A 22627-nucleotide genomic window follows, 5' to 3' on the forward strand; every position below is an offset into this window, starting at 1 on the left:
AGGGCCGGTCACGACGATGACCTCCATCGCGATCCCGTCGGGCATGCCGCAGTACGACGACGTGCCGCGCTACGACGTCGCCGCGGTCCGCGCCGACTTCCCGATCCTCGACCGGGAGGTCAACGGGCACCCGCTGGTCTACCTGGACAGCGCGAACACCTCGCACAAGCCGCGCCAGGTGCTCGACGTGCTGCGCGAGCACTACGAGCGGCACAACGCCAACGTGTCGCGTTCGGTGCACACGCTGGGCACCGAGGCGACCGAGGCGTACGAGGGCGCGCGGGCCAAGGTGGCCGCCTTCATCAACGCCCCGAGCGTGGACGAGGTGGTGTTCACCAAGAACTCCACCGAGGCGATCAACATCGTGGCGTACGCGTTCTCGAACGCCTCGCTGCGTCCGGACGCCGACCCGCGCTTCCGGCTGGGCCCGGGTGACGAGGTGGTGATCTCCGAGATGGAGCACCACTCGAACATCGTCCCCTGGCAGCTGCTGTGCGAGCGCACCGGCGCGACCCTGCGCTGGTTCCCGGTCACCGACCAGGGCCGCCTCGACGAGTCGGGCCTGGAGGACCTGGTCACCGAGCGGACGAAGATCGTCTCGCTGGTGCACATGTCCAACATCCTCGGCACCGTCAACGCCACCTCGCGGATCACCGCGCGGGTCCGCGAGGTGGGTGCGCTGCTGCTGCTCGACTGCTCGCAGTCGGTGCCGCACATGCCGGTGGACGTGGTCGACCACGACGCGGACTTCATCGTCTTCACCGGGCACAAGATGTGCGGCCCGACCGGCATCGGCGTGCTGTGGGGCCGCTCGGAGCTGCTCGCGGCGATGCCGCCGGTGCTCGGCGGTGGCTCGATGATCGAGACCGTGGCGATGTCGGGGTCGACCTTCGCCGCGCCGCCGGCGCGGTTCGAGGCGGGCACCCCGCCGATCGCCGAGGCGGTGGCGCTCGGCGCGGCGGTGGACTACCTGTCCGGCATCGGCATGCGGGCCATCCAGTGGCACGAGAAGCAGCTGACCGCGTACGCGCTGGACGCCCTGGCGACCGTCCCGGGGCTGCGGATCTTCGGCCCGACGGTGCCGGTCGGCCGGGGCGGCACGATCTCGTTCGCGCTCGGCGACATCCACCCGCACGACGTCGGCCAGGTCCTCGACTCGCTCGGCGTGCAGGTGCGGGTGGGCCACCACTGCGCCCGCCCGGTCTGCACCCGGTTCGGGGTGCCGGCCACGACCCGCGCGTCGTTCTACCTCTACACCACCACGGAGGAGATCGACGCCCTGGTGGCGGGCCTGGAGCAGGTGCGGAAGGTGTTCGACTGATGCAGCTCGACCAGCTCTACCAGGAGATCATCCTGGACCACTACAAGCACCCGCACGGCCGCGGCCTGCGCGACGCGGACCACCCGGCGGCGACCGTCGCCGAGGCGCACCACGTCAACCCGACCTGCGGCGACGAGGTCACCGTCCGGGTGGCCACCGACGGCGAGGTGCTGCACGACGTCTCGTACGAGGGCTTGGGCTGCTCGATCAGCCAGGCCTCGGCGAGTGTGCTGCACGAGCTGCTGGCCGGCCGGAAGGCCGGTGAGGCGGCCGTGGTGCACGAGGCGTTCGTGGAGTTGATGTCCGGGCGTGGCCAGGTCACGCCGGACGAGGACGTGCTCGGCGACGGGGTCGCGTTCGCGGGCGTGGCCCGCTACCCCGCCCGGGTCAAGTGCGCGCTGCTGCCGTGGATGGCGTTCAAGGACGCCGCGGCACGCGCCGGTGTGGGCGTCAGCCCGACGGAGGTGAAGGCATGAGCAGCGAGGAAACCGCCACCGCGGCGACGCCGGCGGCCGGCGGCGGCAAGGCCGCCGTCGCCGACATCGAGGAGGCGATGAAGGACGTCGTCGACCCGGAGCTGGGCATCAACGTGGTCGACCTGGGTCTGGTGTACGGCGTCCACGTCGACGACGAGAACGTCGCCACCCTGGACATGACGCTCACCTCGGCGGCCTGCCCGCTGACCGACGTCATCGAGGACCAGGCCCGGTCGGCGCTGACCACCGGGCCCGGCGGCGGCCTGGTCAAGGACATCCGGATCAACTGGGTCTGGCTGCCGCCGTGGGGCCCCGACAAGATCACCGACGAGGGTCGCGACCAGCTGCGCTCCCTCGGCTTCAACGTCTGACCGGTTTCGCACCGGTCCGGAATCGGGCGCGACACCCATCGGGGTGTCGCGCCCGACGCGCTGCCGGGTGGCCCGCTCGGCGGCCCCTGGTTGGGCGGCTCGAGCGCGCCGGGGAGATCCACTCCGTGCCGGCGTCATCGCGGTATCCGACATCGGTGAAGCCGCGATGCCGCCGGCACGGAGACGATCTCGGACGCCCGGCGGGAAATCGCTGGCCGCGCGGTGGCGGGTGGCGCAGGATGACCGCGTGATCGAGACGTACCCGTTGCAGGTTCCTGTCCGCGCGGCCAGCACCGCGCGTCGACAGCGGACCGTGCCCGGGTCCGGCTCGACCCGCCGCCGACCGTCGTGACCGGGGCGTTCCTGGCCGGGCTGGTCGCCGGATACGGCGTCGCGATCCCGGTCGGCGCCATCGCCGTCCTCATCATGGGGCTCGCCGCACGGACCTCGTTCCGGGTGGGTGCCGCCGCCGCGCTCGGCGTCGCCACCGCCGACGGCCTGTACGCCGCTGTCGCCGCCCTCGGCGGAGCGGCCCTGGCCGCCCTGATCGCCCCGATCGCCGGTCCGCTGCGCGTGGCCGCCGCGCTGGTGCTGCTCGGCCTCGCCGCCCACACCGCCTGGCGGGCCCTCCGCCCGCCAGCCAGCACGCCGAGTAAACCCGTACGTCGGGGTCTGGACAGTCCGTCCCGGGCGTTCACCGGGGTGCTCGCGCTGACCCTGCTCAACCCGGCGACCGTGGTCTACTTCGCGGCGCTCGTCCTCGGCCGGCGGGACGCCGCCGACCCCGACCTGACCGTCGCGGGCGCGTTCGTGCTCGGGGCGTTCCTGGCGTCGGCGAGTTGGCAGTTGCTGATCGCCGGCGGCGGCACCCTGGTCGGCCGCGTGCTCGCCGGCCCGCGCGGCCGCCTACTGACGGCCCTAACCTCCAGCGCCATCATCGCCACTCTCGCCGCAGCAACCCTCCTGTCCGGGTAACCCGCCACCCCCTCCCCGCGATCTTGCGGTTTCGGCCTCCTGATTGCGGCTTTCGCCCTGGTTCGACCGGCCCGGAAGTGCAAGATCGCGGGGGAGTGGAGGGCGGGAGGGGCGGGGTGCCGTAGGTTCGGGTGGTGAGCAGCAGGCCCGCAGCCGGTGGCGGTCGCTGGGTCGAGGTGGACCCGGGCCGGGTGGCCCGCTGGGTTGGCGGATTCGGCGACCGGCACGGTTCGCCCGAGGTCAGCCCGCAGGAGTACGGGCTGCTGTTCACCGCCCCGGACGGCGCGACCGCCGAGCTGCACGCCCCGCCCGGGGCGTCGGGCGCCGGGGACCTCGACGGATTCGTCGCTGCGGCCACCGCGCCCCGGCGGATCGGCCTGCTGCTCGCCCGCAAGGGCGCGGTGGCGGTCGGGGTCGCCGAGGGGGAGGCGCTCGTGGTGTCGAAGGTGGACACCCGCTACGTGCAGGGCCGAACCGCCGCGGGCGGCTGGTCGCAGCAGCGCTTCGCACGGCGGCGGGACAACCAGGCGAGGGCGGCGCTGGGCGACGCGGTGGACCTGGCCGTACGGCTGCTCCTGCCGGAGGCGGCGACGCTGGCCGCCCTGGTGTGCGGCGGTGACCGGCGGGCGGTGGACACCGTGCTGGCCGACCGGCGGCTGGCCCCGCTCGCGGCGCTGCGCGCGGACCGGCTGCTCGACGTGCCCGAGCCCCGGCACGCGGTGCTGGTCGCCGCCGTCCCGGCGGCCCGGGCCGTGCACATCCTCATCCGAGACCCGGTGTAGGGAAGGGCCCCTTGTTAACGCCTGGCGTTGTACAAGGGGCCCTTCCTAACGTCCCGACGCTTACACCGCCCCGGAGAACGTGTCGCAGGACTTCGGGTCGCCGGTCTCGTAGCCCTTCGTAAACCACTGGCGGCGCTGCTCGGACGAGCCGTGGGTGAACTCCTCCGGGTTCACCGGCCGGTTCGCCCGCTCCGAGATGGCGTCGTCGCCGATCTTCTCCGCGGTGTCGATGGCCTGGGCGATGTCCTGCTCGCTGATGCTCTTGAAGATCTTCTGCCCGCTCTCGTCGGCGGTGCCGGTGGCGTTGCGCGCCCACGCCCCGGCGTAGCAGTCGGCCTGGAGCTCCAGCTTCACCGACAGCGCGTTGGCGTTGTCCGGGTCACGCTGCTGCTGGCGCCGCACCTGCTCGTTGGTGCCGAGCAGGTTCTGCACGTGGTGGCCGTACTCGTGGGCCAGCACGTACGGCTGGGCGAACTCGCCCTCGGCGCCGAGCTGCCCGGCGAGCACCCGGTAGAAGGTCAGGTCGATGTACACCTGCGCGTCGGCGGGGCAGTAGAACGGGCCCACCCCCGAGTCTGCCTGCCCGCAGGCGGTGTTGACGGCCTGGCTGAAGAAGACGGTGTCGGTCGCGCGGTACTGCTCGCCGAACGCCTGCGGCAGGGCGGTCCGCCAGTACGCCTGGATCGAGTTGACGTACAGGGTGTTGCGGCAGTCCAGCTGCTGGAGGGCGTCGTCCGCCGAGCACTTCTGCTCCAGGGAGGTGTTGTCGCCCTGCTCGCCGCCGCCGTTGGTGGCCGCGTTCAGGCCGAAGCCGCCGCCGACGAGGGCGACCAGCACCGCGATGACGATGCCGACGATGCCGCCCCGCCCGCCCCCGATCGGGATGGGGATCCCGCCGACGCCACCGCCGCCGCCGGACCCTCGCCGGTCGTCCACCTGGCTGGTGTCGATCCGCGCGTTCTCGTTCAGCTCCATGTCTACCCCGATCACCGTCTGATTCCGTGTGGTGGTTGCGGTACCGGACCGGGTCCGGACGTCCGTTCCCGTACCCGATGATCTTGGGCGGTAATCCGGCGGGGTGATCCGGCGACGCCCGGTACACTTGCCGCGTGCTGCTCTGCGAAGGCTGAACCGCCCCGCGCCGACGGGCCTCCCGCCCGCCGGCGCTCTCGCGTGCCCTGAGTCAGCCCTTCCAGACCCCGAGAGCGAGTCCCCCGACATGATCACTGCCACCGGCCTGGAGCTCCGTGCCGGCGCCCGGATCCTGCTGTCCGACACCACGCTGCGGGTGCAGCCCGGCGACCGCATCGGCCTGGTCGGCCGCAACGGCGCGGGCAAGACCACCACGCTGAAGGTCCTGGCCGGCGAGGGCCAGCCGTACGCCGGGCAGATCGACCGGCGCAGCAACATCGGCTACCTGCCGCAGGACCCGCGTACCGGCGACCTGGAGGTCACCGGGCGGGACCGGGTGCTCTCCGCCCGCGGCCTCGACGTGCTCATGACCCAGATGAAGGAGCTGGAGGCGAAGCTCGCCGAGGGGGCCGACGACGAGAAGCTGGTCCGCCGCTACGGCGCGCTGGAAGACCAGTTCGCCTCGCTCGGCGGGTACGCGGCCGAGGCGGAGGCCGCCCGCATCTGCGCCAACCTGGGCCTGCCCGACCGGGCCCTCGCACAGACCATCGGCACCCTCTCCGGCGGCCAGCGCCGCCGCATCGAGCTGGCGCGGATCCTCTTCCGCGACGCGGGCGAGAACGGCGGCGGCATCCTGCTGCTCGACGAGCCGACCAACCACCTGGACGCCGACTCGATCACCTGGCTGCGCGGGTTCCTCGCCAACCACAAGGGCGGCCTCATCGTGATCTCCCACGACGCCGCGCTGCTGGAGGCCGTGGTCAACAAGGTGTGGTTCCTGGACGCCACGCGGTCGGTGGTGGACGCCTACAACCTGGGCTGGAAGGCGTACCTGGAGGCGCGGGAGACCGACGAGCGGCGCCGCCGCCGGGAGCGGGCCAACGCCGAGAAGAAGGCCGGCGCCCTGATGGCGCAGGCCGACAAGATGCGGGCCAAGGCGACCAAGACGGTGGCCGCGCAGAACATGGCCCGCCGCGCCGAGCGCCTGCTGTCCGGCCTGGACGAGGTACGCGTCGCCGACAGGGTGGCGAAGGTGCGCTTCCCGACGCCGGCCCCCTGCGGCAAGACCCCGCTGACCGCGACCGGCCTGTCGAAGTCGTACGGGTCGTTGGAGATCTTCACCGACGTGAACGTGGCGGTGGACCGGGGCTCGCGCGTGGCCATCCTCGGGCTCAACGGCGCCGGCAAGACCACGCTGCTGCGGATGCTGGGTGGCCTGCTGGAGCCGGACACCGGCGACGTGCACGCGGGCCACGGCCTGCGGCTGGGCTACTACGCCCAGGAGCACGAGACGCTGGACGTGGACCGGACCATCCTGGAGCACATGCGGAGCGCCGCCTCCGAGCAGAGCGACACCGACCTGCGCAAGATCCTCGGTGCGTTCCTGTTCTCCGGCGAGGACGTGGACAAGCCGGCCGGGGTGCTGTCCGGCGGCGAGAAGACCCGGCTGGCGCTGGCCACCCTGGTTTGCTCCGGCGCGAACGTGCTGCTGCTCGACGAGCCGACGAACAACCTGGACCCGGTCAGCCGGGAGCAGGTGCTCGACGCCATCGCGCGCTACCCGGGGGCGATCGTGCTGGTCACGCACGACCCCGGCGCGGTGACGGCGCTCAAGCCGGACCGGGCGATCCTGCTGCCCGACGGCGACGAGGACGCCTGGAGCGACGACCTCCTGGAACTGGTCGAGCTGGCCTGACCGCGCCGCCGACGCCGCCCGCCGCGCCGCCGACGCCGCCCGCCGACGCCGGCGGCGGGTCAGCCGGCCAGGTCGAGCAGGTGGCCGACGACGCCGGAGGTGGCCAGGATGGCCACGCCGATGGCGACGAGGACCGCCGGGACGAGCCAACGCCCGGTGCGCTCGACCAACCGGATCACCCGGGGGTGACCGCCCAGCCAGGCCCCGGCGGCGCACCACAGGGCGATGAGCACCACGAAGACCAGCAGGAAGACGGCGCTGTCGGCGGGGCCCAGCGCCCGGAACACCGGTACGTAGACGGCCACGTTGTCGGCGCCGTTGGCGATGGTCACCCCGGCCACGCCGAGCGTCCCGCCGACCACGTCGGGCGCCTCGTCGTCGTCCCGGTCGAGCAGTGCCCGGACGCCCAGCGCGACTGGCAGCAGGCCGAGCAGGCCGGTCCACGGGTCAGGCACCACGAGCAGCCCGGTCGCCACCACCGCGCTGGCCAGGGCGAGCGCCCCGATGCCGAGGTACTGCCCGGCGACGATCTGTCCGGGCCGGGGTCGCCCGGTGGTGCGGGCGGCGACGAAGAAGAGCGTCAGGATGACGATGTCGTCGACGTCGGTGGCGGCGAACACGACCGCCGCGCCCGCCGCGCTGCCGAGGAGATCGAACACGCCAGGGAGGGTACGGCGTCCGTGGCCGCCCGGCGGCCGGCCGTATCGGCGCCCGGCCGGCCGGCCGGGCCGGTGGCCCGGGTCCGCGGGGTCACCCTATCGGGAACCTGACATCGCATAGCGTGTCGGTTGGCGAATAGTTGATATCTGGCGCATGATCGTTCGAGGCGGTCTAATAGGTGGGACCGTATCCGAACCGCACAGTCTGGGACGTGAGGACACAGCATGGCAGCCACTGGCACAGCCACCAGCACTGAGAAGGGTCGCCGGATCGTCGGAGCCGAGCGTCAGACGCTCGCCAAGGACCTGGTCAAGCGGTACACCTCGGGGGAGAGCATCCGCGCGCTCGCGGCCTCGACCGGCCGTTCCTACGGGTTCATCCACCGGGTGCTCACGGAGTCCGGGGTGCAGCTGCGGCAGCGCGGCGGCGCCCGGCGTCGCAAGAAGGCGTGACCCGCCCACCAGCGTCGTCCATCAGCGCCGCGCCCCGGGCCGCCCGGTGACCCCCGAGGCGACCGGGGTACGGCTGGAATGCGACGGGCCGATCGCCACGGTCACGTTGTGTCGGCCCGACGTGCTCAACGCCCAGACCCCGGTGATGTGGCGCGCGATGAGCGACTTCTCCCGGGACCTGCCCGGCGACGTGCGCGTCGTGGTCGTACGCGGCGAGGGCCGGGCGTTCTCCGCCGGCCTCGACCTGTCGGTGGCCGGTGCGACCGGGCCGGGCTCGTTCGCCGAGCTGTCCACCCTGCCCGAGCAGGAGTGCGCGGACCGGATCGCCGAGTTCCAGGCCGGTTTCACCTGGCTGCACCGGCCCGATTTGATCTCGGTGGCGGCCGTGCAGGGGCACGCGATCGGCGCCGGTTTCCAGCTGGCGCTCGCCTGCGACCTGCGCGTGCTCGCCGAGGACGCCAAGCTCTCCATGGCCGAGGTGACGCTGGGCCTGGTCCCGGACCTCGCCGGCACCAAACGCCTGGTCGAGTTGGTGGGATATTCGCGCGCGCTGGAGATCTGCGCGACCGGCCGGCGGATGGACGCCGCCGAGGCCGAGCGGATCGGCCTGGCCACCCTGGTGGTGCCGACCGCCGAGCTGGACGGTGCCGTCCGGGACCTGACCGCCGGGCTGCTCGCCGGCAACCGGGACGCGATCGTGGAGATCAAGGCGCTGCTCGCCGGTGCCGCCGGTAGGTCACACGCCGACCAGCAGCGGGCGGAGCGGGAGGCGCAGACCCGCCGGCTGCGCGACCTCGCGGGGCGCGGAGAATAGTCAGTAAGGACCGTTCGGGAAGATCCGGGTTACGACCGAGGTTGTCACAGTCGTCGGGAGAATTGACCTCAGGCGGTGCGGTCGGCCCGACGACCCGGAGGTGAGCGTGTCCAATCCGATGTCCGGCGGTGGCATGGGCGGGTGGAGCATGCTCCGGTCGATGCGCAACCGGGACGAGATCTCCACCCACCGGCTCCAGCGTGGCGTCGCCCGACGGATCGTGGCCTTCGCCCGGCCGTACCGGCGCGACATCGTCGTCTTCCTGGTGACCGTGGTGCTGGCCGCGGTCATCGGCGTCGCCACGCCGGTGCTCGCCGGTGACGTGATCGACGCGATCCACCAGGGCGGCTCGGCGGCTGGCGACCTGGTGGTCCGGCTGGCCCTGATCATCGCCGCGCTCGCCGTGGCGGACGCTCTGCTCTCGCTGGCCCAGCGGTGGTATTCGGCCCGCATCGGCGAGGGCATCATCCTCGACCTGCGCACCCGGGTCTACGACCACGTCCAGCGGATGCCGCTGCAGTTCTTCACACGTACCCAGACCGGCGCGCTGGTCAGCCGGCTCAACAACGACGTGCTCGGCGCGCAGCGCGCCTTCACCTCGACGCTGTCCGGTGTGGTCAGCAACGTCATCCAGCTGGTGCTCACCGCGGCGGTGATGTTCACCCTGTCGTGGCAGATCACCGCGCTGTCGCTGGTGCTGCTGCCGGTGTTCATCATTCCGGCCCGCCGGGTCGGCAAGCGGCTCGCCGAGATCACCCGCGAGTCCTACAACCTCGACGCGAAGATGAACGCGACGATGACCGAGCGCTTCGGCGTCTCGGGTGCGCTGCTGGTCAAGCTCTTCGGCCAGCCCGACGTGGAAGCGGGTCGGTTCGCCGGGCGGGCCGAGCGGGTCCGTGACATCGGCATCCAGTCCGCGATGTACTCGCGGACCTTCTTCGTGGCCATGCTGCTGGTCGCCTCGCTCGCGCAGGCGCTCACGTACGGACTGGGCGGGTGGCTGGCGGTCACCGGCAGCGTCAGCGCCGGCACCGTCGTGACGCTCGCGCTGCTGCTCACCCGCCTCTACGGCCCGCTCACCGCGCTGTCCAACGTCCGGGTGGACGTGATGAGCGCGCTCGTCTCGTTCGACCGCGTCTTCGAGGTGCTCGACCTCCAGCCGGGCATCACGGAGAAGCCGGGTGCCGTGCCGGTGCCGCGGGGCAACGGCCGGGTCGAGTTCCGGGACGTGCGCTTCCGCTACCCCAGCGCCGCCGAGATCTCGCTGGCCTCCCTGGAGGAGGTCGCCACCCTCGACCGCACGGTCACCGAGCCGGTGCTCAAGGGCGTCTCGTTCACCGTCGAGCCGGGGCAGATGGTGGCCCTGGTGGGCCCGTCCGGCGCCGGAAAGTCGACGCTGTCCATGCTGATCTCCCGCATCTACGACGTGACCGACGGCCAGGTGCTGGTCGGCGGCGTAGACGTCCGGGACGCCACCTCCGACTCGCTCCGCGACGAGATCGGCGTGGTCACGCAGGATTCACACCTGTTCCACGAGACCATCGCGGAGAACCTGCGCTACGCCAGGCCCGACGCCACCGACGACGAGCTGTGGGCGGCCCTGGCCGGCGCGCAGGTCGCCGACCTGGTGCGCGCCCTGCCGGACGGCCTCGACACCGTCGTCGGCGAGCGCGGCTACCGCTTCTCCGGCGGCGAGAAGCAGCGCATCGCGATCGCGCGGCTCCTGCTCAAGGCGCCGTCGATCGTGATCCTCGACGAGGCCACCGCCCACCTCGACTCGGAGAGCGAGGCGGCGGTGCAGCGGGCGCTGTCGGTCGCGCTGACCGGGCGGACCGCACTGGTCATCGCGCACCGGCTCTCCACAGTCCGGGACGCCGACCAGATCCTGGTGCTCGACCAGGGGCGCATCGTCGAGCGGGGCCGGCACGAGGAGCTGGTCGCGGTCGGCGGGCTCTACGCCGAGCTGTACCGGACGCAGTTCGCCGTCGCCGACTCGCCGTCGCCGTACCAGGACGCGACCGGGCCGGAGCCGCTGGCGGTGCCGATGCGCTCGTACCTCGCCGACGAGGCACTGCCGCCCGCCGCCGCCAACTAGCCCCACCCGACCACCCACCCCCTCCTCCCACCCCCACCCCTTCCCTCCCGCCCGCCCCGCCGTGTCGATCATGAAGTTGACGGGTGAGTTGATCGCAAAATCACCCGCTAACTTCATGATCGACCCGGGACGGGACGGGACGGGCGGGGCGGGACGGGGCGGGGGCCGGGGGTCAGCTGGGTGTGGCGGCGGTGTGCAGCTCGCCGAACGCGGCACCCAGTGACTCCGGGGTGAAGTGCGCGTTCAACCCGCTGGGGTTGGGCAGCACCCAGAGCCGGGCACCGGCCAGCGACTCCGGCTGCGGGCCGAAGGCCGCCTTCGGCCGGGCGAACCCGATCCGGTACGCGGTCACCCCGACCACCGCCACCCACCGCGGCCGGTACCGGGCGACCTTGCCGGCGAGGATCTCCGCACCGGCGACGAGCTCGGCCGGCGTCAGCTCGTCCGCCCGGGCGCTGGCCCGCGCCACCATGTTGGTGATGCCCAGCCCGTAGCCGGGCAGCTCGTGCTGCTCACTGGGGTGCAGCTGCCGGGGCGTGAACCCGCCCCGGTGCAGCGCCGGCCAGAACCGGTTGCCCGGCCGGGCGAAGTGCCACCCGGTCGCGGCGGACCACAGGCCGGGGTTGATCCCGACGAACAGCACGTCCAGCCCGGACGCGACGACGTCGGGGAGGAGTCGGTCCGCCGCGGCCGCGAGCTCGGCCTTCGACGGGCGCGGGTAGCGGGGTGCGGCCATCACAGGCCCCGCAGGGCGCCGCCGTCCACCGGCAGCGTGATCCCGGTCAGGTAGCTCGCGGCGGGGGAGAGCACGAACGCCGCCACCCGGCCGAACTCGGCCGGATCGCCCAGCCGGCGCAGCGGGATGTCCGCCTCCGCCTCGGCCCTCGCCCGCTCCGGGTCGCCGGTGGCGGCGAAGAGCTGCACGTTCCGGTCGGTCATGATCCGTCCCGGCAACAGCGCCACCACCCGTACGCCCCGGGGCCCGTACTCGTCGGCGACGTCCTTGGCGACGCCGGCCAGACCGGGGCGCAGCCCGTTGGAGATCCCCAGACCGGACAGCGGGCTCCGGGCGGACGTGGACAGCACCAGACCGATCGCTCCGCCTCCGGTCAGCGCGCCGGCGACGGTCCGCACCGTCCGGACCGTGCCGAGGAAGACCGTCTCGAAGGACCGGCGCCACTGCTCGTCGCTCACCGACGCCGCGCTGCCGAGCGGCGGACCGCCGACCGAGACCAGCGCGCCGTCGATCCGCCCGTACGCGTCGAGGGCCGCCGCCACGAGGCGTTCCGGCGTGTCCGGGTCGGCCAGGTCGGCGGCCACGCCGACGGCGTGCCCCGGACCGCCGAGGCGCCGGGCGGCGGCCTCCACCGCGTCGGCGTCCCGGGCGGAGAGGACCACGCGGGCCCCGTCGGCGACGAGGCACTCGGCGGTGGCGTAACCGAGCCCCCGGGAGGCGCCGGTCAGCACGTACACGCGATCGGTCAGTCCGAGATCCATGCCGTCGATCCTTTCGCACCCCGTCGTGACCGGGCGCGGGGTGCCATCCGCCGGAGCGTGAGGGGACAACTTCGGGGACGTTGTCCCCTCATGCCCGCTCGAGTCAGCAACTTCCCCGAAGTTGCTGGCCGCGGGAGGCGCGCGGGGGCGGGGGGCGCGGGGGGCCGGGGAGGGGGGAGGGTCAGCGGCGGGCGGGGCGCAGCAGGCGTACGCGACCGGCGAGCTGGACCGCGACGGCGCCGCCGGCGCGACCCCAGGCCGGCAGCCGGCGCGGACGTGGGGTTCCCCGCCCGTCGTAGCGGTGGCCCGCCTCCCGGGCGGCCAGTTCCTCGGCGCCCAGCGGCGGCAGCGTCCTCTCGTCGCGCAGGTCGCGGGCGAAGTCCCAGCCGTCGCGCAGAGAACCGGCGCTCGGCCGCCCGTCGGCCCAGCGGGCGAAGACCGTCGGCCACTCCGGGCCGAGACCGGCGGCGAGCAGCGGCCAGTGCCGGGCCACCTCGCAGGCCCGCTTGCGCAGCAGGGCGGTACGCGCGGCGGCGAGCGGCTCCGGCGCGAAGCCCGGCGGTGCTGGCGCGTCGGCGACCAGCGCCGCGACCAGGGCGGCCTGACGGGCGGCCAGGGGCTGGCCCGGCGTCCCGGCGGCCTGCGACGTCGACCCCGGCACCCGGTGGTCCGCGCTCACGTGACCACCGGGAACCCGGACGCGGCGGCGAGCGTGTCGAGCTCTTCGCGGAGCACCTCGGCCGGCGGGTAGTGCCCGTCGCGCTCCAGCAGCAGGGCCGGCGGCCGTCGCCGGGCGCACAGCTCGCCGACCAGGTCCAGCACGGGGCGCGGCACCGGGTCGGTGTGCGTGTCGTGGTAGAAGCCGCCGTGTTCCGCCCCGCCGGCCACGTGCGCGTACGCGATCCGCTCCAGCGGGAGCCGGTCCAGCAGGGCGAGCGGGTCGGCACCGCGGTTGCGGGCGTTGGCGTACACGTTGGCGACGTCGAGCAGGAGCAGCGCGCCGGTGCGTTCCAGGATCTCGGTGACGAACGCGGCCTCGTCCAGTTCGTCGTCGGGCCAGTCGAAGAGCGCCGCGATCGGTTCCAGCGCGATCGGCACCGGCAGCTCGGCCTGGGCGCGGGTGACGTTGGCGCAGACCGCCGCGACGGCCTCCCGGGTGCGCGGCAGGGGCAGCAGGTGCCCCGCCTCCAGGCCGCCGGCGCGGACGAAGGCGATGTGTTCGCTGACCAGCGGCGCGCCGGTCAGGTCGGCGACCGCGGCCAGGTGGGCCACCCGTGCCGGGTCGACCGCCTCCGCGCCGCCGAGCGAGAGCCGCACCCCGTGGGGTACGACGGTGACGCCCCGCTCGCGCAGGGCGGCGAGCCCGTCCGGGAGCCGGCCGGTGGCGGGTACCGATTCCGCGACGACCTCGACGAAGCGCAGCGCGGGCAGTTCGGCGGCGAACCCGGCGATCTCCGGTCGCCAGCCGATGCCCACCCCGGCCGGCCCGGTCATCCGCCGCACCCGCCGCCACCGCCGCAGCCGCCCCCGCCCCCGCAGGAGCTGCCGCCTCCGCCGTCGCCGCCCCCGCAGCCGCCACCTCCGGAGGCGCCGCCGTCGCTGAGCGCCTGCCGCTGGATCCCCGCCTGCTCGGCGAAGCCCGGGTCCATGGCCCAGAGGGTGGCCGTGCCGAACAGGGCGACGCCCATCGCGGCCCCGGTCGCACCGTAGGTGGAGTAGGCCGGCGCGGACCGGGGCGCCAGGTGGGTGTGCTCCCGGCGCAGCCGGCGCAGGGCGCGGTCGGCCGCGCGGGTGCGCCACGGCCGCCGGTACAGCAGGACGGTCACCAGGATCAGGGGGATCAGGGTCAGGAGCAGCCAGCCCACCGGGCGGCCGTTTCCCATGCCGGCGAAGAACCGCAGCATGCCGATCCCCAGCAGGGCGGTGAGCAGCGTCGGGCCGACGCGCAGGGCGCCCCGCCGCTCCGCGGTCAGGGCCAGGCCGCGCTGCTCCAGACCGGTGCGCAGCTGGTCGAGCGCCGACCGTACCAACTGGTCCTGGCGCAGCTCCCGAGTGTGGACACCACGGCCCGCGGCGACGTGGATCGCCTGGTCGAGCGGGGTGACGCCGGCCGGCAGCGGGCCGCCGGTGGTGAGCCGACGGCCGGGGCGTCCGCCGATCGCTCCGCTGCTCCGCAGCCCGCCGAGCGACGTCCAGATGGCCAGCTGCTCGCCGCCGTTGAGGTACGCGACCTGTTGGGGCCCGAGCGGGCCGGCGTCGGGCGCCTCGCCGCGGAGCAACCGGGCCCGCTGGACGAGTGTGCCGACGACGAGCACGGCGGCGGCCAGCAGGTAGAGCCGGAGGAAGACCGGGCCGGGGATGCCCCAGGTGTCGCCGGGGGCGGCGAGGACGGTCATGGGCTGCTCCTGTCGCGAGGGGGATCGCGGACCCATTGTGGAGCAGCGCCGCCAGCACCGCCGCGCGCGGCGGTGCGGTTACCGGACCGCAACGTGCCGACGCGGCCGCGCCGGTCACCGGCGGCGGACCGCCTCCTCCACGAGGTCGAGCACCGGGCCGAGGTCACCGGCGGGCCGGCCCATCGCCAGGTGCAGGACCAGGCCGTCGTACGCCAGCTCGAGGAACTGCGCCAGCACGGCGATCGGCACGTCGTCGCGCAGGACGCCCGCTTCCCGCTGCCGCGCCAGGCGGTCGCGGGTCGCCTCGGCGATGGCCGCGGACCGCTCCGCCCACCGCTTGGCGAAGGCCGGATCGGTCCGCAGCCGGCGGGACACCTCCAGCTGGCTGCCCAGCCAGCCGGTCGTGTCCGGCGAGACCGCGCGGGCCAGCAGGTCGCGCATCACCTGGACCAGGCCGTTGCGGGCGACGGTCTCGACCATCGTGGCCGCGTCGTCCTCGGCGACGGCGAGGAAGAGCGAATCCTTGTCGCGGAAGTGGTGGAAGATCGCACCCCGGGACAGGCCGGTGGCCTCCTCCAGGCGGCGCACGGTCGCGCCCTCGTACCCGTGCCGGGCGAAACAGGCCCGCGCCGCGGCGAGGATCTCCTGCCGGCGCGCGTCGAGCTGGTCCTGACTTACTCTGGGCACGGGTCGATCGTGTCAGGTCACCCCGGGTCACGCAAACCGTACGTACGGCTTGTGGCTGGTGGGCCCCGCCGGCCCGCCGGTTAGGATCCGCGCGTGACGCCTCCCCCCACCGCCTCCGCCCTCCCCACCGCCCCGTTGACCGTCGCGGCGGTGCAGTCCCAGCCCGCCCCGGGAGACGTGCCCGGAAACGCGGCCCGCGGCGCGGCTCTCGTGCGCCGGGCAGCCGGTGACGGGGCGCGGGTGGTCGTCCTGCCGGAGCTGTTCCTGCCCGCGTACCACCCGCCGACCCTCGCCGTGGACCCGGCCGGCACCGACGTCGCGGCCGACCCGGCGCGCCGGGTCGCGGACCCCCGCCTGGCGCCGCTGCGCGACGCCGCGCGCGACGGCGGCACCGTCGTCGTGGTCGGCGCGGCGGTCCGGCACCCCGACGGCCGGCGCACCATCTCCGCCCTGGTGGTCGACCGGGCCGGAGAGGTTCACGTCGGGTACGACAAGCAGCAGCTCTGGGGCGGCGAGCGGGAGCTGTTCGATCCCGGCGACCGGGGCGCCACCCTGCTCCTCGACGGCTGGCGGCTCGGCCTCGGCATCTGCTACGACGGCTGCTTCCCCGAGCACGGCCGGGCGGCGGCGGCGGACGGCGCGCACGCCTACCTCTGCCCGAGCGGCTACCTGGCCGGCTCCGCGCACCGCCGCGACCTCTACTACGCCGCGCGCGCCCTGGACAACACCATGTACGTGGTGTTCGCCAACGCCGTCGGTGGCGCCGACCCGTGGCGGTTCAACGGCGGCGCCGCCGTCTACGACCCGGAGGGCCGCCCGCTGGCCCGGGGCGCCGACACCGGGGAGGCGGTGCTGGTCGCCACGCTGGACCCGGACGCGCTGGCCCGCACCCGCGCCGCCCACTCCATGCTCCTCGACCGGCTTCCCGATCAGGGCCTCACCCGTTCGTCGTTGACGGCCTGACGGACGGCGACCGGTCACTCGGCCCTGTCGGCGGGACGGGTCGGTCCCGTAGGGTTCCCGAGTGCCGCTGCTCCTGCTCGATCTGGACAACACCCTGCTCGACCGGGAGGGTCCGTTCCGCGCCTGGGGTGAGCAGTTCCTGGCCGGCATCGGTGCGCCGGCCGCCGACATCGACTGGCTGCTCTCCATCGACGCCGACGGGCTCACGGACCGCTGGGACATCGCCGACGCCATCCGCGACCGGTACGGGCTGCGGATCCCGTCCATCGACCTGGTGGAGGAACTGCACGACGGGGTGGTGGCGTACACCCGCCTGGACCCGCTCGTGGCCTGCGCGCTGCGGATCGCCGACGACGCCGGCTGGGTGCCTGTGGTGGTGACCAACGGTTCGGTGCGCCAGCAGGACGCCAAGATCCGGCGGACCGGATTGGACCGGTACGTCGCCGACTGGGTCATCTCCGAGGAAGCCGGCGTGAGCAAGCCGAACCCGAGGATCTTCGCGCTGGCCGCTCAGCGGGTCCGGATGCCGTTGCGGGGGGCCTGGGTGATCGGCGACGGTCCCGAGGCGGACATCGGCGGTGCGGCCGCCGTCGGCCTGCCGAGCGTCTGGCTGCACCGGGGCCGGCCCTGGATCGACGGCCGGTTCGCCCCGACCTACACCGTGGACGGCCTGATCGCCGCCGTCGCCACGGTCCTCGGCGCCTGACCCGAGCTAAATCGGTTGCCCAGCCGGGCCGCGGGCGGTGAGCATGGTGCCGCATCCGCACCGCCGCGCCGGCCGTCGCCGGCGGTCGTCGGGCGACAGCGTGAACCCGGGCCGGACGCCCGGTCGAGGAGAGGGGGTCGGTCATGGCCGTCTTCGCAGGTCGCTTCCACCTGCCTCCAGCAACCTCGACCAAGGGACTCTCACCGCAGTGCGCGATCACGACCTTCCGGCGCCGCAGCGCCGTACCCGCGGCAAGCGCCGCTTCGACGACGACGAACCACACTTCCTGAAGCGCGGCCGGCCCGCCGAGCCGCTGCTCGCCGACCCCGAAACCGAGCCGGACCCGGAGACGGGGGAGACCTGGTCGTCCTGGGACGACGCGGTCCACGGCCCCGAGCCGCACCCGGACTGGCTGGTCACCGAGTTGGCCGCCAAGGACACCGACCTGGGCGTGCTGAAGACGGGCAAGGAGGCCGACGTCCACCTGGTCCGCCGGGCCGTACCCGGCACCGACCGGTCCTGCCTGCTCGCCGTCAAGCGGTACCGCGACGCCGACCACCGGCTGTTCCACCGGGACTCCGGCTACCTGGAGGGACGCCGCGTCCGCCGGTCGCGGGAGATGCGGGCGATGACCGGCCGGACCTCGTTCGGCCGCCAGATGATCGCCGGGCAGTGGGCGGCGGCCGAGTTCGCCGCGCTGAGCCGGCTCTGGGAGATCGGCTCCCGGTACGGCACGATCGCCGTGCCGTACCCGGTGCAGCTGCGCGGCACCGAGCTGATGCTGGAGTTCCTCGGCGACGCCGACGGCGGGCGCGCCGCCCCGCGACTGGCCCAGCTGCGGCCGGAGGGCGAGGAGCTGCGTGACCTGTGGCGGCAACTCGTGGACGCGCTGGTCGTGCTCGCCCGCGCCGGCCACGCCCACGGCGACCTGTCGCCGTACAACCTGCTGGTGCACGCGGGGCGCCTGGTGCTGATCGACCTGCCGCAGATCGTCGACCTGGTCGCCAACCCGCAGGGCCCCGAGTTCCTGGCCCGGGACGTCCGGGTGGTCGCCACGTGGTTCGCCGCGCGCGGGCTGCCGGCGGCGCAGGCCGACCCGGAGGGCCTGACCGGGCTGCTGCTGCGGGAGGCGGGCCTGCGCTGACCCCGACCGTCCCGGGCGGCCGCCGAGGCCGCCCGGGACCGCGCGGCGGTCCGGCACCGCCCCCGTGGGCGGCGCCGGACCGCCGGTCGCCGAGGCCGTCGGCCGCTCACTGCAGGTAGCGCTCGACCTCCGGCAACGGGCGTACGCCCTGCGCGTCGGGATCGCCGTGGGTGGCCCGGGCGGCGCGCCGCCGGCGCAGCAGGTCCCAGCACTGGTCCAGCGACTCTTCCAGCTCACGCAGGCGGGTGCGGGCCTCCTCGTCGGTGCCCGCCTCGTTGGCCTGGGCGTCGGCGCGGAGCCGGTGCTCCTCGTCGACCAGCTCGGAGATCCGCTTCAGGATGGTCGTGTCGTCCATGACCATGAGCCTGGCACAGGGTGCCCCGGAGCGCCCGCGATCGGTGCCGCCGGGCGTTGCAACCGGCCAACTTGTCTGACGGAGGGACATTTCTCATGTCACAGACCCTGGAGACGAACGCGCGAAAGTGACATGATCTCGTCACTCGACGCGGAAGTTCCACGAGGGACCCCGCGTCGTTCCTGGGCGGCGACGTGGCGAGGAGACGTGGTGGCGATGTCGCAGCTACCGGTGAGCAGCACCCCACCGATCCCCGCGCAGGCCTCGACAATCCCACTGCACCGCGCCCTGCCGGCGCTGCTGCGGGATCCGCTCGGCGCGCTGGTCCGGTTCGCCGACGAGGCCCGCGGTGAGGTCGTCCGCCTGAACCTCGGGACGTTCCGCCCCTACCTCGTCAGCCACCCGGAGCACCTCCAGTACGTGCTGCGCGACAACGTGGCCAACTACATCCGCGACGGCGACGGGCTCCTCTGGCGGCCGGTCCGACGGATCGTCGGCGAGGCGATCCTGGTCGCCGAAGGGGACGTGTGGGAGTCCAGCCGGGGCGCCCTGCAACCGCTGTTCACCGCGAAGCGGGCGGAGACGCTGGTCGACCGGATGGCGGAGGCGATCGGCGAGGCCGTCGACGGCTGGGCCGAGCCGGCCGGCCGCGGGCAGCCGATCGACGCGGGCCGGGAGCTGACGAGGATCGTCCTGCGGACCACCATGCGGGTGCTCTTCGCGGACCGGATATCCGTGCCCGACGCCGAGCGCATCAGCGCCGCCCTGGACACGGTCACGACCGCCATGCTTCCCCGGCTGCTCGTGCCGTTCGTCCCGTACTCGGTGCCGATGCCCGGGGACCGGGCCTTCCGGAACGCGGTCCGGACCATCGACGACGTGGTGCTGCCGATCATCCGGGAGGCGCGGGCCCGGCCGAGCGACGGCGACGACATCATCTCCGTGCTCTGCCGGCCACGCCCGGACGGGCGGCAGCCGGACGAGTACCAGGTGCGGGGCGACGTGGTGGCGATGTTCTCGACCGCCACGGAGACGACGATCGCGCTGCTGTCCTGGCTGTGGCCGGTGCTCGAGGCGTACCCGGAGGTGGCCGGCCGCCTCCGGGAGGAGCTCGACCGGGTGGTCGGCGGCGGTCCGGTCCGGCGGGAGCACCTGCCCGAGCTGCGGTACGGGCGGATGGTGCTGGAGGAACTCCTCCGGCTCTACCCGGCCGGCTGGATGATCCCGCGGACCGCCGTCGCCGACGACGTACTCGGCGGTGTCCGCGTCGACGCGGGCGCCACCGTGCTGGTCAGCCCGTACGTCACGCAGCGGATGGCGATGTTCTGGCCCGAGCCGGACCGCTTCGACCCGGAGCGCTTCGCGCCGGGGCGCCCCCGCCGCCGCTACCGCTACTCCTACTACCCGTTCGGCGGCGGCCCCCACCAGTGCCTCGGCCAGTACCTGTTCCTGTTGGAGGCGCAGCTCATCGTGAGCACGGTGCTCAGCCGCTACCACTTCCGCAGCACTGAACCGGTGGACCTGGCGCCCCGGATCGGAGCCTCCCTCTCGCCGCGGCAGCGGACGCGGCTGACGCTGCGTCCGGTGGAGCACGAGCCCCGGTGACCGGCGTGGACGTCCCGCTCCGGGACATCTGGGCCGCGGTGACCGAGCAGGGGCGCATCTGTGCCCTCGCCACCCGGGGGACGCGCGACCTGCAGGAGGTGACCGCCGCCCATCCCGAGCTGTTCGCCGACGCGACGTTCGACCCCGCGCTGCTCGGGTCCGTGGCCACGGCCATCGCCTTCACGGCGCCCGGGTACGACGCGGCGCGGCTGCGTACGACGACCCGCACGCTGCTGTGGGTGTTCGCCGCGGACTGGCAGGTCGACTACCGGGCGAGGTCGGCCGACGACGTACGCCGGATCGTGACGGACTGCCTGGCGGTCGCGGACGGCGCCACCCCGCCGCCCGGGCGGCACCTCGCCCGGCTCCTCGCGGAGATCCGCGACGACCTGGCGGCGGTTCCGGCGTTCAGCCGCCGCGCCGGCGTCTGGCGCGACGAACTCGCCCGGATGCTGGCCGCCGTGGAGCGGGAGTGGCACTGGAAGAACGACCGGTCGCTGCCGACGTTCCAGGAGTACCTCGACAACGCGGACAACCTCGCCTGCTCGTTCGTCAACGCCACCCACTGGCTCGCCACCGGGGACGACGGGTGCCTGCGGCACCTGGACGAGCTGCTCGCCGCCGGCCGCGGGGTCCAGCGTGTCCTGCGGCTGGTCAACGACCTGGCGACGTACCGGCGGGACGTGCGGTGGGGCGACCTCAACGCCCTGATGCTGGTGCCGGACCCGGCCGAGGTCCGGCAGCGACTGGCCGCCCTGACCGACCGGACCGAGCAGGAGCTGGGCCGGCTCCCCGATCCGGACCAGGCCGACTACCTGCGTCGGCAGATCGCCTACACGAGCGGGTTCTACCAGGTGTCGGACTTCTGGGGAGCAGCATGAGCGACGGCCAGCCGCAGACGGTTATCCCGCCGGCGTCGGCTCTCGCCGCCGACCCCGGTTGCGGGTCCGACGAGTGCGGCTCGCAGGCGCGCGCGCTCGTCGCCGCGATGGCGTTGCGGCCCTGGGGGCAGGTGGCCCCGTCGGTCTACGAGACCGGCCGGCTGGTCGCGCTGGCGCCGTGGCTGGACCGGCACGACGAGCGGATCGCCTTCCTCCTGGGGCGGCAACGGGCCGACGGCGCCTGGGGTCCGCCGGAGGGGTACGCGGTGGTGCCCACGCTGAGCGCCACCGACGCGCTCCTCGCGGTCCTCCCGGACACCGGGTCGCCGGCCGGACGGCGCCCAGCGGTGGAGGCCGCGGTCGGCAGAGCGCTCGCCGCGCTCCCGGCGCTGCTCGCGACCGCCCCGCCGGAGCCCGGCACGCCCGCCTTCGACCTGGTCGTGCCGGCGCTGGTGGAGTCGATCAACAGGCGTCTGGCGGGGCCCGGTGTACCCGCCGCCGCGCCGCGCTCGGTACGCCTGCCGTCGCCCGGCGCCGACGCGCGCCTGACGGCCGTCCGCGCGGCGTACGCCGCCGGTGCGGACCTGCCGCCGAAACTCGCGCACTTCGGGGAGGTGCTCGCCGGGCCGGTGGGCCGGTCCGCGCCGGCCGGTCCGGCCGTCGGGGCCTCACCGGCCGCCACAGTCGCCTGGTTGAACGTCTGCGGCGCGGGGGAGGGCGCGGAGGCGCGGCGCTTCCTCGACGAACTCGTCGGCGAGAGCAGGGGACCGGTGCCCTGCCCGTCGCCGATCACCGTCTTCGAACGGGCCTGGACGCTCAGCACGCTGGTCCGGGCCGGTGTGGACGTGCGGCCGTCCCCGGCGCTGGTGGCCAGCCTGGCCGGCGCCGTGGGCGTCGACGGTGCGGCCACCGGCGCCGGCCTGTTGGCGGACGCGGACACCACCTCCGTGACGCTGTACGCGCTCGGCCGCCTCGGCCACGCGCCGGATCCCGCGAGCCTGTGGCGGTACGAGACGGCGGACGGCTTCTGCACCTGGCCCGGCGAGGACGGATTCTCGGTCACCACGAACGCCCACGTGCTCGACAGCTTCGCCGACCACCTCCGGCGTGAGCCGCACGCGGACCGCTACCGCGCGGCCGTGCGGCGGCTGGTGCGGGTGCTCCTCGACCGGCAGGACGCCGACGGTGCCTGGCGCGACCGATGGCACGCCTCGGCGTACTACGCGACCGCGTGCTGCGTGCTGGCCCTGGCGGCGTCCGGCTGTGCGGAGAGCGCGGCGGCGCTCCGCGCGGCGGCACGCTGGGCCCTGGCCGGGCAACGCGACGACGGGTCCTGGGGCCGCTGGGAGGGCACGCCGGAGGAGACGGCGTACGCGCTCCAGATCATCCTCGCCCTGCCCGGCGACGATCCGGCGGTCGTCGTGGCGGCCCTGCGCGGCCACTCCTACCTGCGGCGGAACCGGGACCGGCGCGACCACCCCCCACTGTGGTACGGCAAGGAGCTCTACTGCCCCACCACCATCGTGCGGGCCACGGTCACCGCGGGGACCCACGTCGTCCACTCCAGGCTGACCCGGGAGTGCGCCGCAGCCGGTTCCGATTTCGGGCCGGAGTCTTGAT

General features: G+C 74.2%; 24 protein-coding genes. 15 read left to right on the plus strand and 9 right to left on the minus strand.

Annotation, left to right across the window (positions count from 1 at the left end; genetic code table 11):
• Positions 1 to 16: 16 nt before the first annotated feature.
• From AB0873_RS23555 to AB0873_RS23575, 5 genes are all read left to right on the plus strand, one after another.
• On the plus strand, positions 17 to 1321 hold the full coding sequence (locus tag AB0873_RS23555; protein ID WP_155331247.1) for a cysteine desulfurase: 1305 nt from the start codon (positions 17 to 19) through the stop codon (positions 1319 to 1321).
• A complete protein-coding gene (gene sufU, locus AB0873_RS23560) occupies positions 1321 to 1797 on the plus strand; it encodes a Fe-S cluster assembly sulfur transfer protein SufU (protein WP_155331248.1) in 477 nt (158 codons plus the stop codon). The genes AB0873_RS23555 and sufU overlap by 1 nt, the downstream gene beginning before the upstream one ends.
• Positions 1794 to 2168: a metal-sulfur cluster assembly factor gene (locus tag AB0873_RS23565; protein ID WP_366602175.1), complete on the plus strand. Its 375-nt coding sequence runs from the start codon at positions 1794 to 1796 to the stop codon at positions 2166 to 2168. The genes sufU and AB0873_RS23565 overlap by 4 nt, the downstream gene beginning before the upstream one ends.
• 348 nt (positions 2169 to 2516) lie before the next feature.
• Positions 2517 to 3143 (plus strand): LysE family transporter, encoded by a 627-nt coding sequence (locus AB0873_RS23570; RefSeq protein WP_366602177.1) that lies wholly within the window; start codon positions 2517 to 2519, stop codon positions 3141 to 3143.
• Positions 3144 to 3277: 134 nt separating this feature from the next.
• Positions 3278 to 3925 carry an acVLRF1 family peptidyl-tRNA hydrolase gene (locus AB0873_RS23575; protein WP_366602179.1) on the plus strand — a complete coding sequence of 216 codons (648 nt, stop codon included), beginning with the start codon at positions 3278 to 3280 and terminating at the stop codon, positions 3923 to 3925.
• Positions 3926 to 3985: 60 nt separating this feature from the next.
• On the opposite strand, the gene AB0873_RS23580 is transcribed toward AB0873_RS23575, so the two are convergent.
• Positions 3986 to 4900 carry a neutral zinc metallopeptidase gene (locus tag AB0873_RS23580; protein ID WP_366602218.1) on the minus strand — a complete coding sequence of 305 codons (915 nt, stop codon included), beginning with the start codon at positions 4898 to 4900 and terminating at the stop codon, positions 3986 to 3988.
• 244 nt (positions 4901 to 5144) lie between these two features.
• On the opposite strand from AB0873_RS23580, the gene AB0873_RS23585 reads away from it, so the two are divergent.
• On the plus strand, positions 5145 to 6752 hold the full coding sequence (locus tag AB0873_RS23585) for an ABC-F family ATP-binding cassette domain-containing protein (RefSeq protein WP_366602180.1): 1608 nt from the start codon (positions 5145 to 5147) through the stop codon (positions 6750 to 6752).
• Positions 6753 to 6811: 59 nt separating this feature from the next.
• Here the strand turns inward: AB0873_RS23585 and AB0873_RS23590 are convergent, their stop codons facing one another.
• Positions 6812 to 7411 carry a cadmium resistance transporter gene (locus AB0873_RS23590; RefSeq protein ID WP_366602182.1) on the minus strand — a complete coding sequence of 200 codons (600 nt, stop codon included), beginning with the start codon at positions 7409 to 7411 and terminating at the stop codon, positions 6812 to 6814.
• Between the two features lie 225 nt (positions 7412 to 7636).
• On the opposite strand from AB0873_RS23590, the gene AB0873_RS23595 reads away from it, so the two are divergent.
• The 3 genes from AB0873_RS23595 to AB0873_RS23605 all read left to right on the plus strand — a co-directional run bounded on the left by AB0873_RS23595 (position 7637) and on the right by AB0873_RS23605 (position 10773).
• Positions 7637 to 7864 carry a helix-turn-helix domain-containing protein gene (locus AB0873_RS23595; RefSeq protein ID WP_007462679.1) on the plus strand — a complete coding sequence of 76 codons (228 nt, stop codon included), beginning with the start codon at positions 7637 to 7639 and terminating at the stop codon, positions 7862 to 7864.
• A 46-nt stretch (positions 7865 to 7910) separates the two neighbouring features.
• On the plus strand, positions 7911 to 8678 hold the full coding sequence (locus AB0873_RS23600) for an enoyl-CoA hydratase/isomerase family protein (RefSeq protein ID WP_366602186.1): 768 nt from the start codon (positions 7911 to 7913) through the stop codon (positions 8676 to 8678).
• Positions 8679 to 8796: 118 nt separating this feature from the next.
• On the plus strand, positions 8797 to 10773 hold the full coding sequence (locus AB0873_RS23605; protein WP_366602220.1) for an ABC transporter ATP-binding protein: 1977 nt from the start codon (positions 8797 to 8799) through the stop codon (positions 10771 to 10773).
• 172 nt (positions 10774 to 10945) lie between these two features.
• Here the strand turns inward: AB0873_RS23605 and mug are convergent, their stop codons facing one another.
• From mug to AB0873_RS23635, 6 genes are all read right to left on the minus strand, one after another.
• The gene (gene mug, locus AB0873_RS23610) at positions 10946 to 11509 is read right to left on the minus strand and encodes a G/U mismatch-specific DNA glycosylase (RefSeq protein WP_366602188.1); all 564 of its coding nucleotides are present in this window, start codon (positions 11507 to 11509) and stop codon (positions 10946 to 10948) included.
• Entirely contained in the window at positions 11509 to 12270 is a 762-nt protein-coding gene (locus AB0873_RS23615) for an SDR family oxidoreductase (protein WP_366602189.1), read from the minus strand. Before AB0873_RS23615 ends, mug begins: the two co-directional genes overlap by 1 nt.
• 181 nt (positions 12271 to 12451) lie before the next feature.
• Positions 12452 to 12931, minus strand: a complete 480-nt coding sequence (locus AB0873_RS23620; RefSeq protein WP_366602221.1) for a hypothetical protein — start codon at positions 12929 to 12931, stop codon at positions 12452 to 12454.
• Positions 12932 to 12945: 14 nt separating this feature from the next.
• Complete coding sequence (locus tag AB0873_RS23625; RefSeq protein ID WP_366602190.1) at positions 12946 to 13764, minus strand: DUF692 domain-containing protein; 819 nt, start codon at positions 13762 to 13764, stop codon at positions 12946 to 12948.
• A complete protein-coding gene (locus tag AB0873_RS23630; protein WP_366602191.1) occupies positions 13761 to 14666 on the minus strand; it encodes a TIGR04222 domain-containing membrane protein in 906 nt (301 codons plus the stop codon). Before AB0873_RS23630 ends, AB0873_RS23625 begins: the two co-directional genes overlap by 4 nt.
• 114 nt (positions 14667 to 14780) lie before the next feature.
• The gene (locus tag AB0873_RS23635; protein ID WP_155331261.1) at positions 14781 to 15353 is read right to left on the minus strand and encodes a TetR/AcrR family transcriptional regulator; all 573 of its coding nucleotides are present in this window, start codon (positions 15351 to 15353) and stop codon (positions 14781 to 14783) included.
• Between the two features lie 93 nt (positions 15354 to 15446).
• Here AB0873_RS23635 and AB0873_RS23640 point away from each other — a divergent pair, with 93 nt between their 5' ends.
• The 3 genes from AB0873_RS23640 (at position 15447) to AB0873_RS23650 (ending at position 18166) form a co-directional block, all read left to right on the plus strand.
• Positions 15447 to 16316, plus strand: coding sequence for a carbon-nitrogen hydrolase family protein (locus AB0873_RS23640; protein ID WP_366602193.1), 870 nt, complete (start codon positions 15447 to 15449; stop codon positions 16314 to 16316).
• 61 nt (positions 16317 to 16377) lie between these two features.
• Positions 16378 to 17022: an HAD-IA family hydrolase gene (locus tag AB0873_RS23645; protein ID WP_366602194.1), complete on the plus strand. Its 645-nt coding sequence runs from the start codon at positions 16378 to 16380 to the stop codon at positions 17020 to 17022.
• A 208-nt stretch (positions 17023 to 17230) separates the two neighbouring features.
• Positions 17231 to 18166 carry an RIO1 family regulatory kinase/ATPase gene (locus AB0873_RS23650; protein WP_366602196.1) on the plus strand — a complete coding sequence of 312 codons (936 nt, stop codon included), beginning with the start codon at positions 17231 to 17233 and terminating at the stop codon, positions 18164 to 18166.
• A gap of 106 nt (positions 18167 to 18272) precedes the next feature.
• Here the strand turns inward: AB0873_RS23650 and AB0873_RS23655 are convergent, their stop codons facing one another.
• The gene (locus tag AB0873_RS23655) at positions 18273 to 18527 is read right to left on the minus strand and encodes a DUF2630 family protein (protein WP_196255870.1); all 255 of its coding nucleotides are present in this window, start codon (positions 18525 to 18527) and stop codon (positions 18273 to 18275) included.
• Between the two features lie 210 nt (positions 18528 to 18737).
• Between AB0873_RS23655 and AB0873_RS23660 the strand changes: the two genes are divergently transcribed.
• The 3 genes from AB0873_RS23660 to AB0873_RS23670 are packed head-to-tail and all read left to right on the plus strand — an operon-like array spanning position 18738 to position 22626.
• Positions 18738 to 20126, plus strand: coding sequence for a cytochrome P450 (locus tag AB0873_RS23660; protein WP_366602223.1), 1389 nt, complete (start codon positions 18738 to 18740; stop codon positions 20124 to 20126).
• The gene (locus tag AB0873_RS23665; RefSeq protein WP_366602198.1) at positions 20123 to 21007 is read left to right on the plus strand and encodes a terpene synthase family protein; all 885 of its coding nucleotides are present in this window, start codon (positions 20123 to 20125) and stop codon (positions 21005 to 21007) included. The genes AB0873_RS23660 and AB0873_RS23665 overlap by 4 nt, the downstream gene beginning before the upstream one ends.
• The gene (locus AB0873_RS23670) at positions 21004 to 22626 is read left to right on the plus strand and encodes a prenyltransferase/squalene oxidase repeat-containing protein (RefSeq protein ID WP_366602200.1); all 1623 of its coding nucleotides are present in this window, start codon (positions 21004 to 21006) and stop codon (positions 22624 to 22626) included. Before AB0873_RS23665 ends, AB0873_RS23670 begins: the two co-directional genes overlap by 4 nt.
• Position 22627: the final 1 nt, after the last annotated feature.

Source organism: Micromonospora sp. NPDC047707, from assembly GCF_040704235.1.
Classification (GTDB): domain Bacteria; phylum Actinomycetota; class Actinomycetes; order Mycobacteriales; family Micromonosporaceae; genus Micromonospora.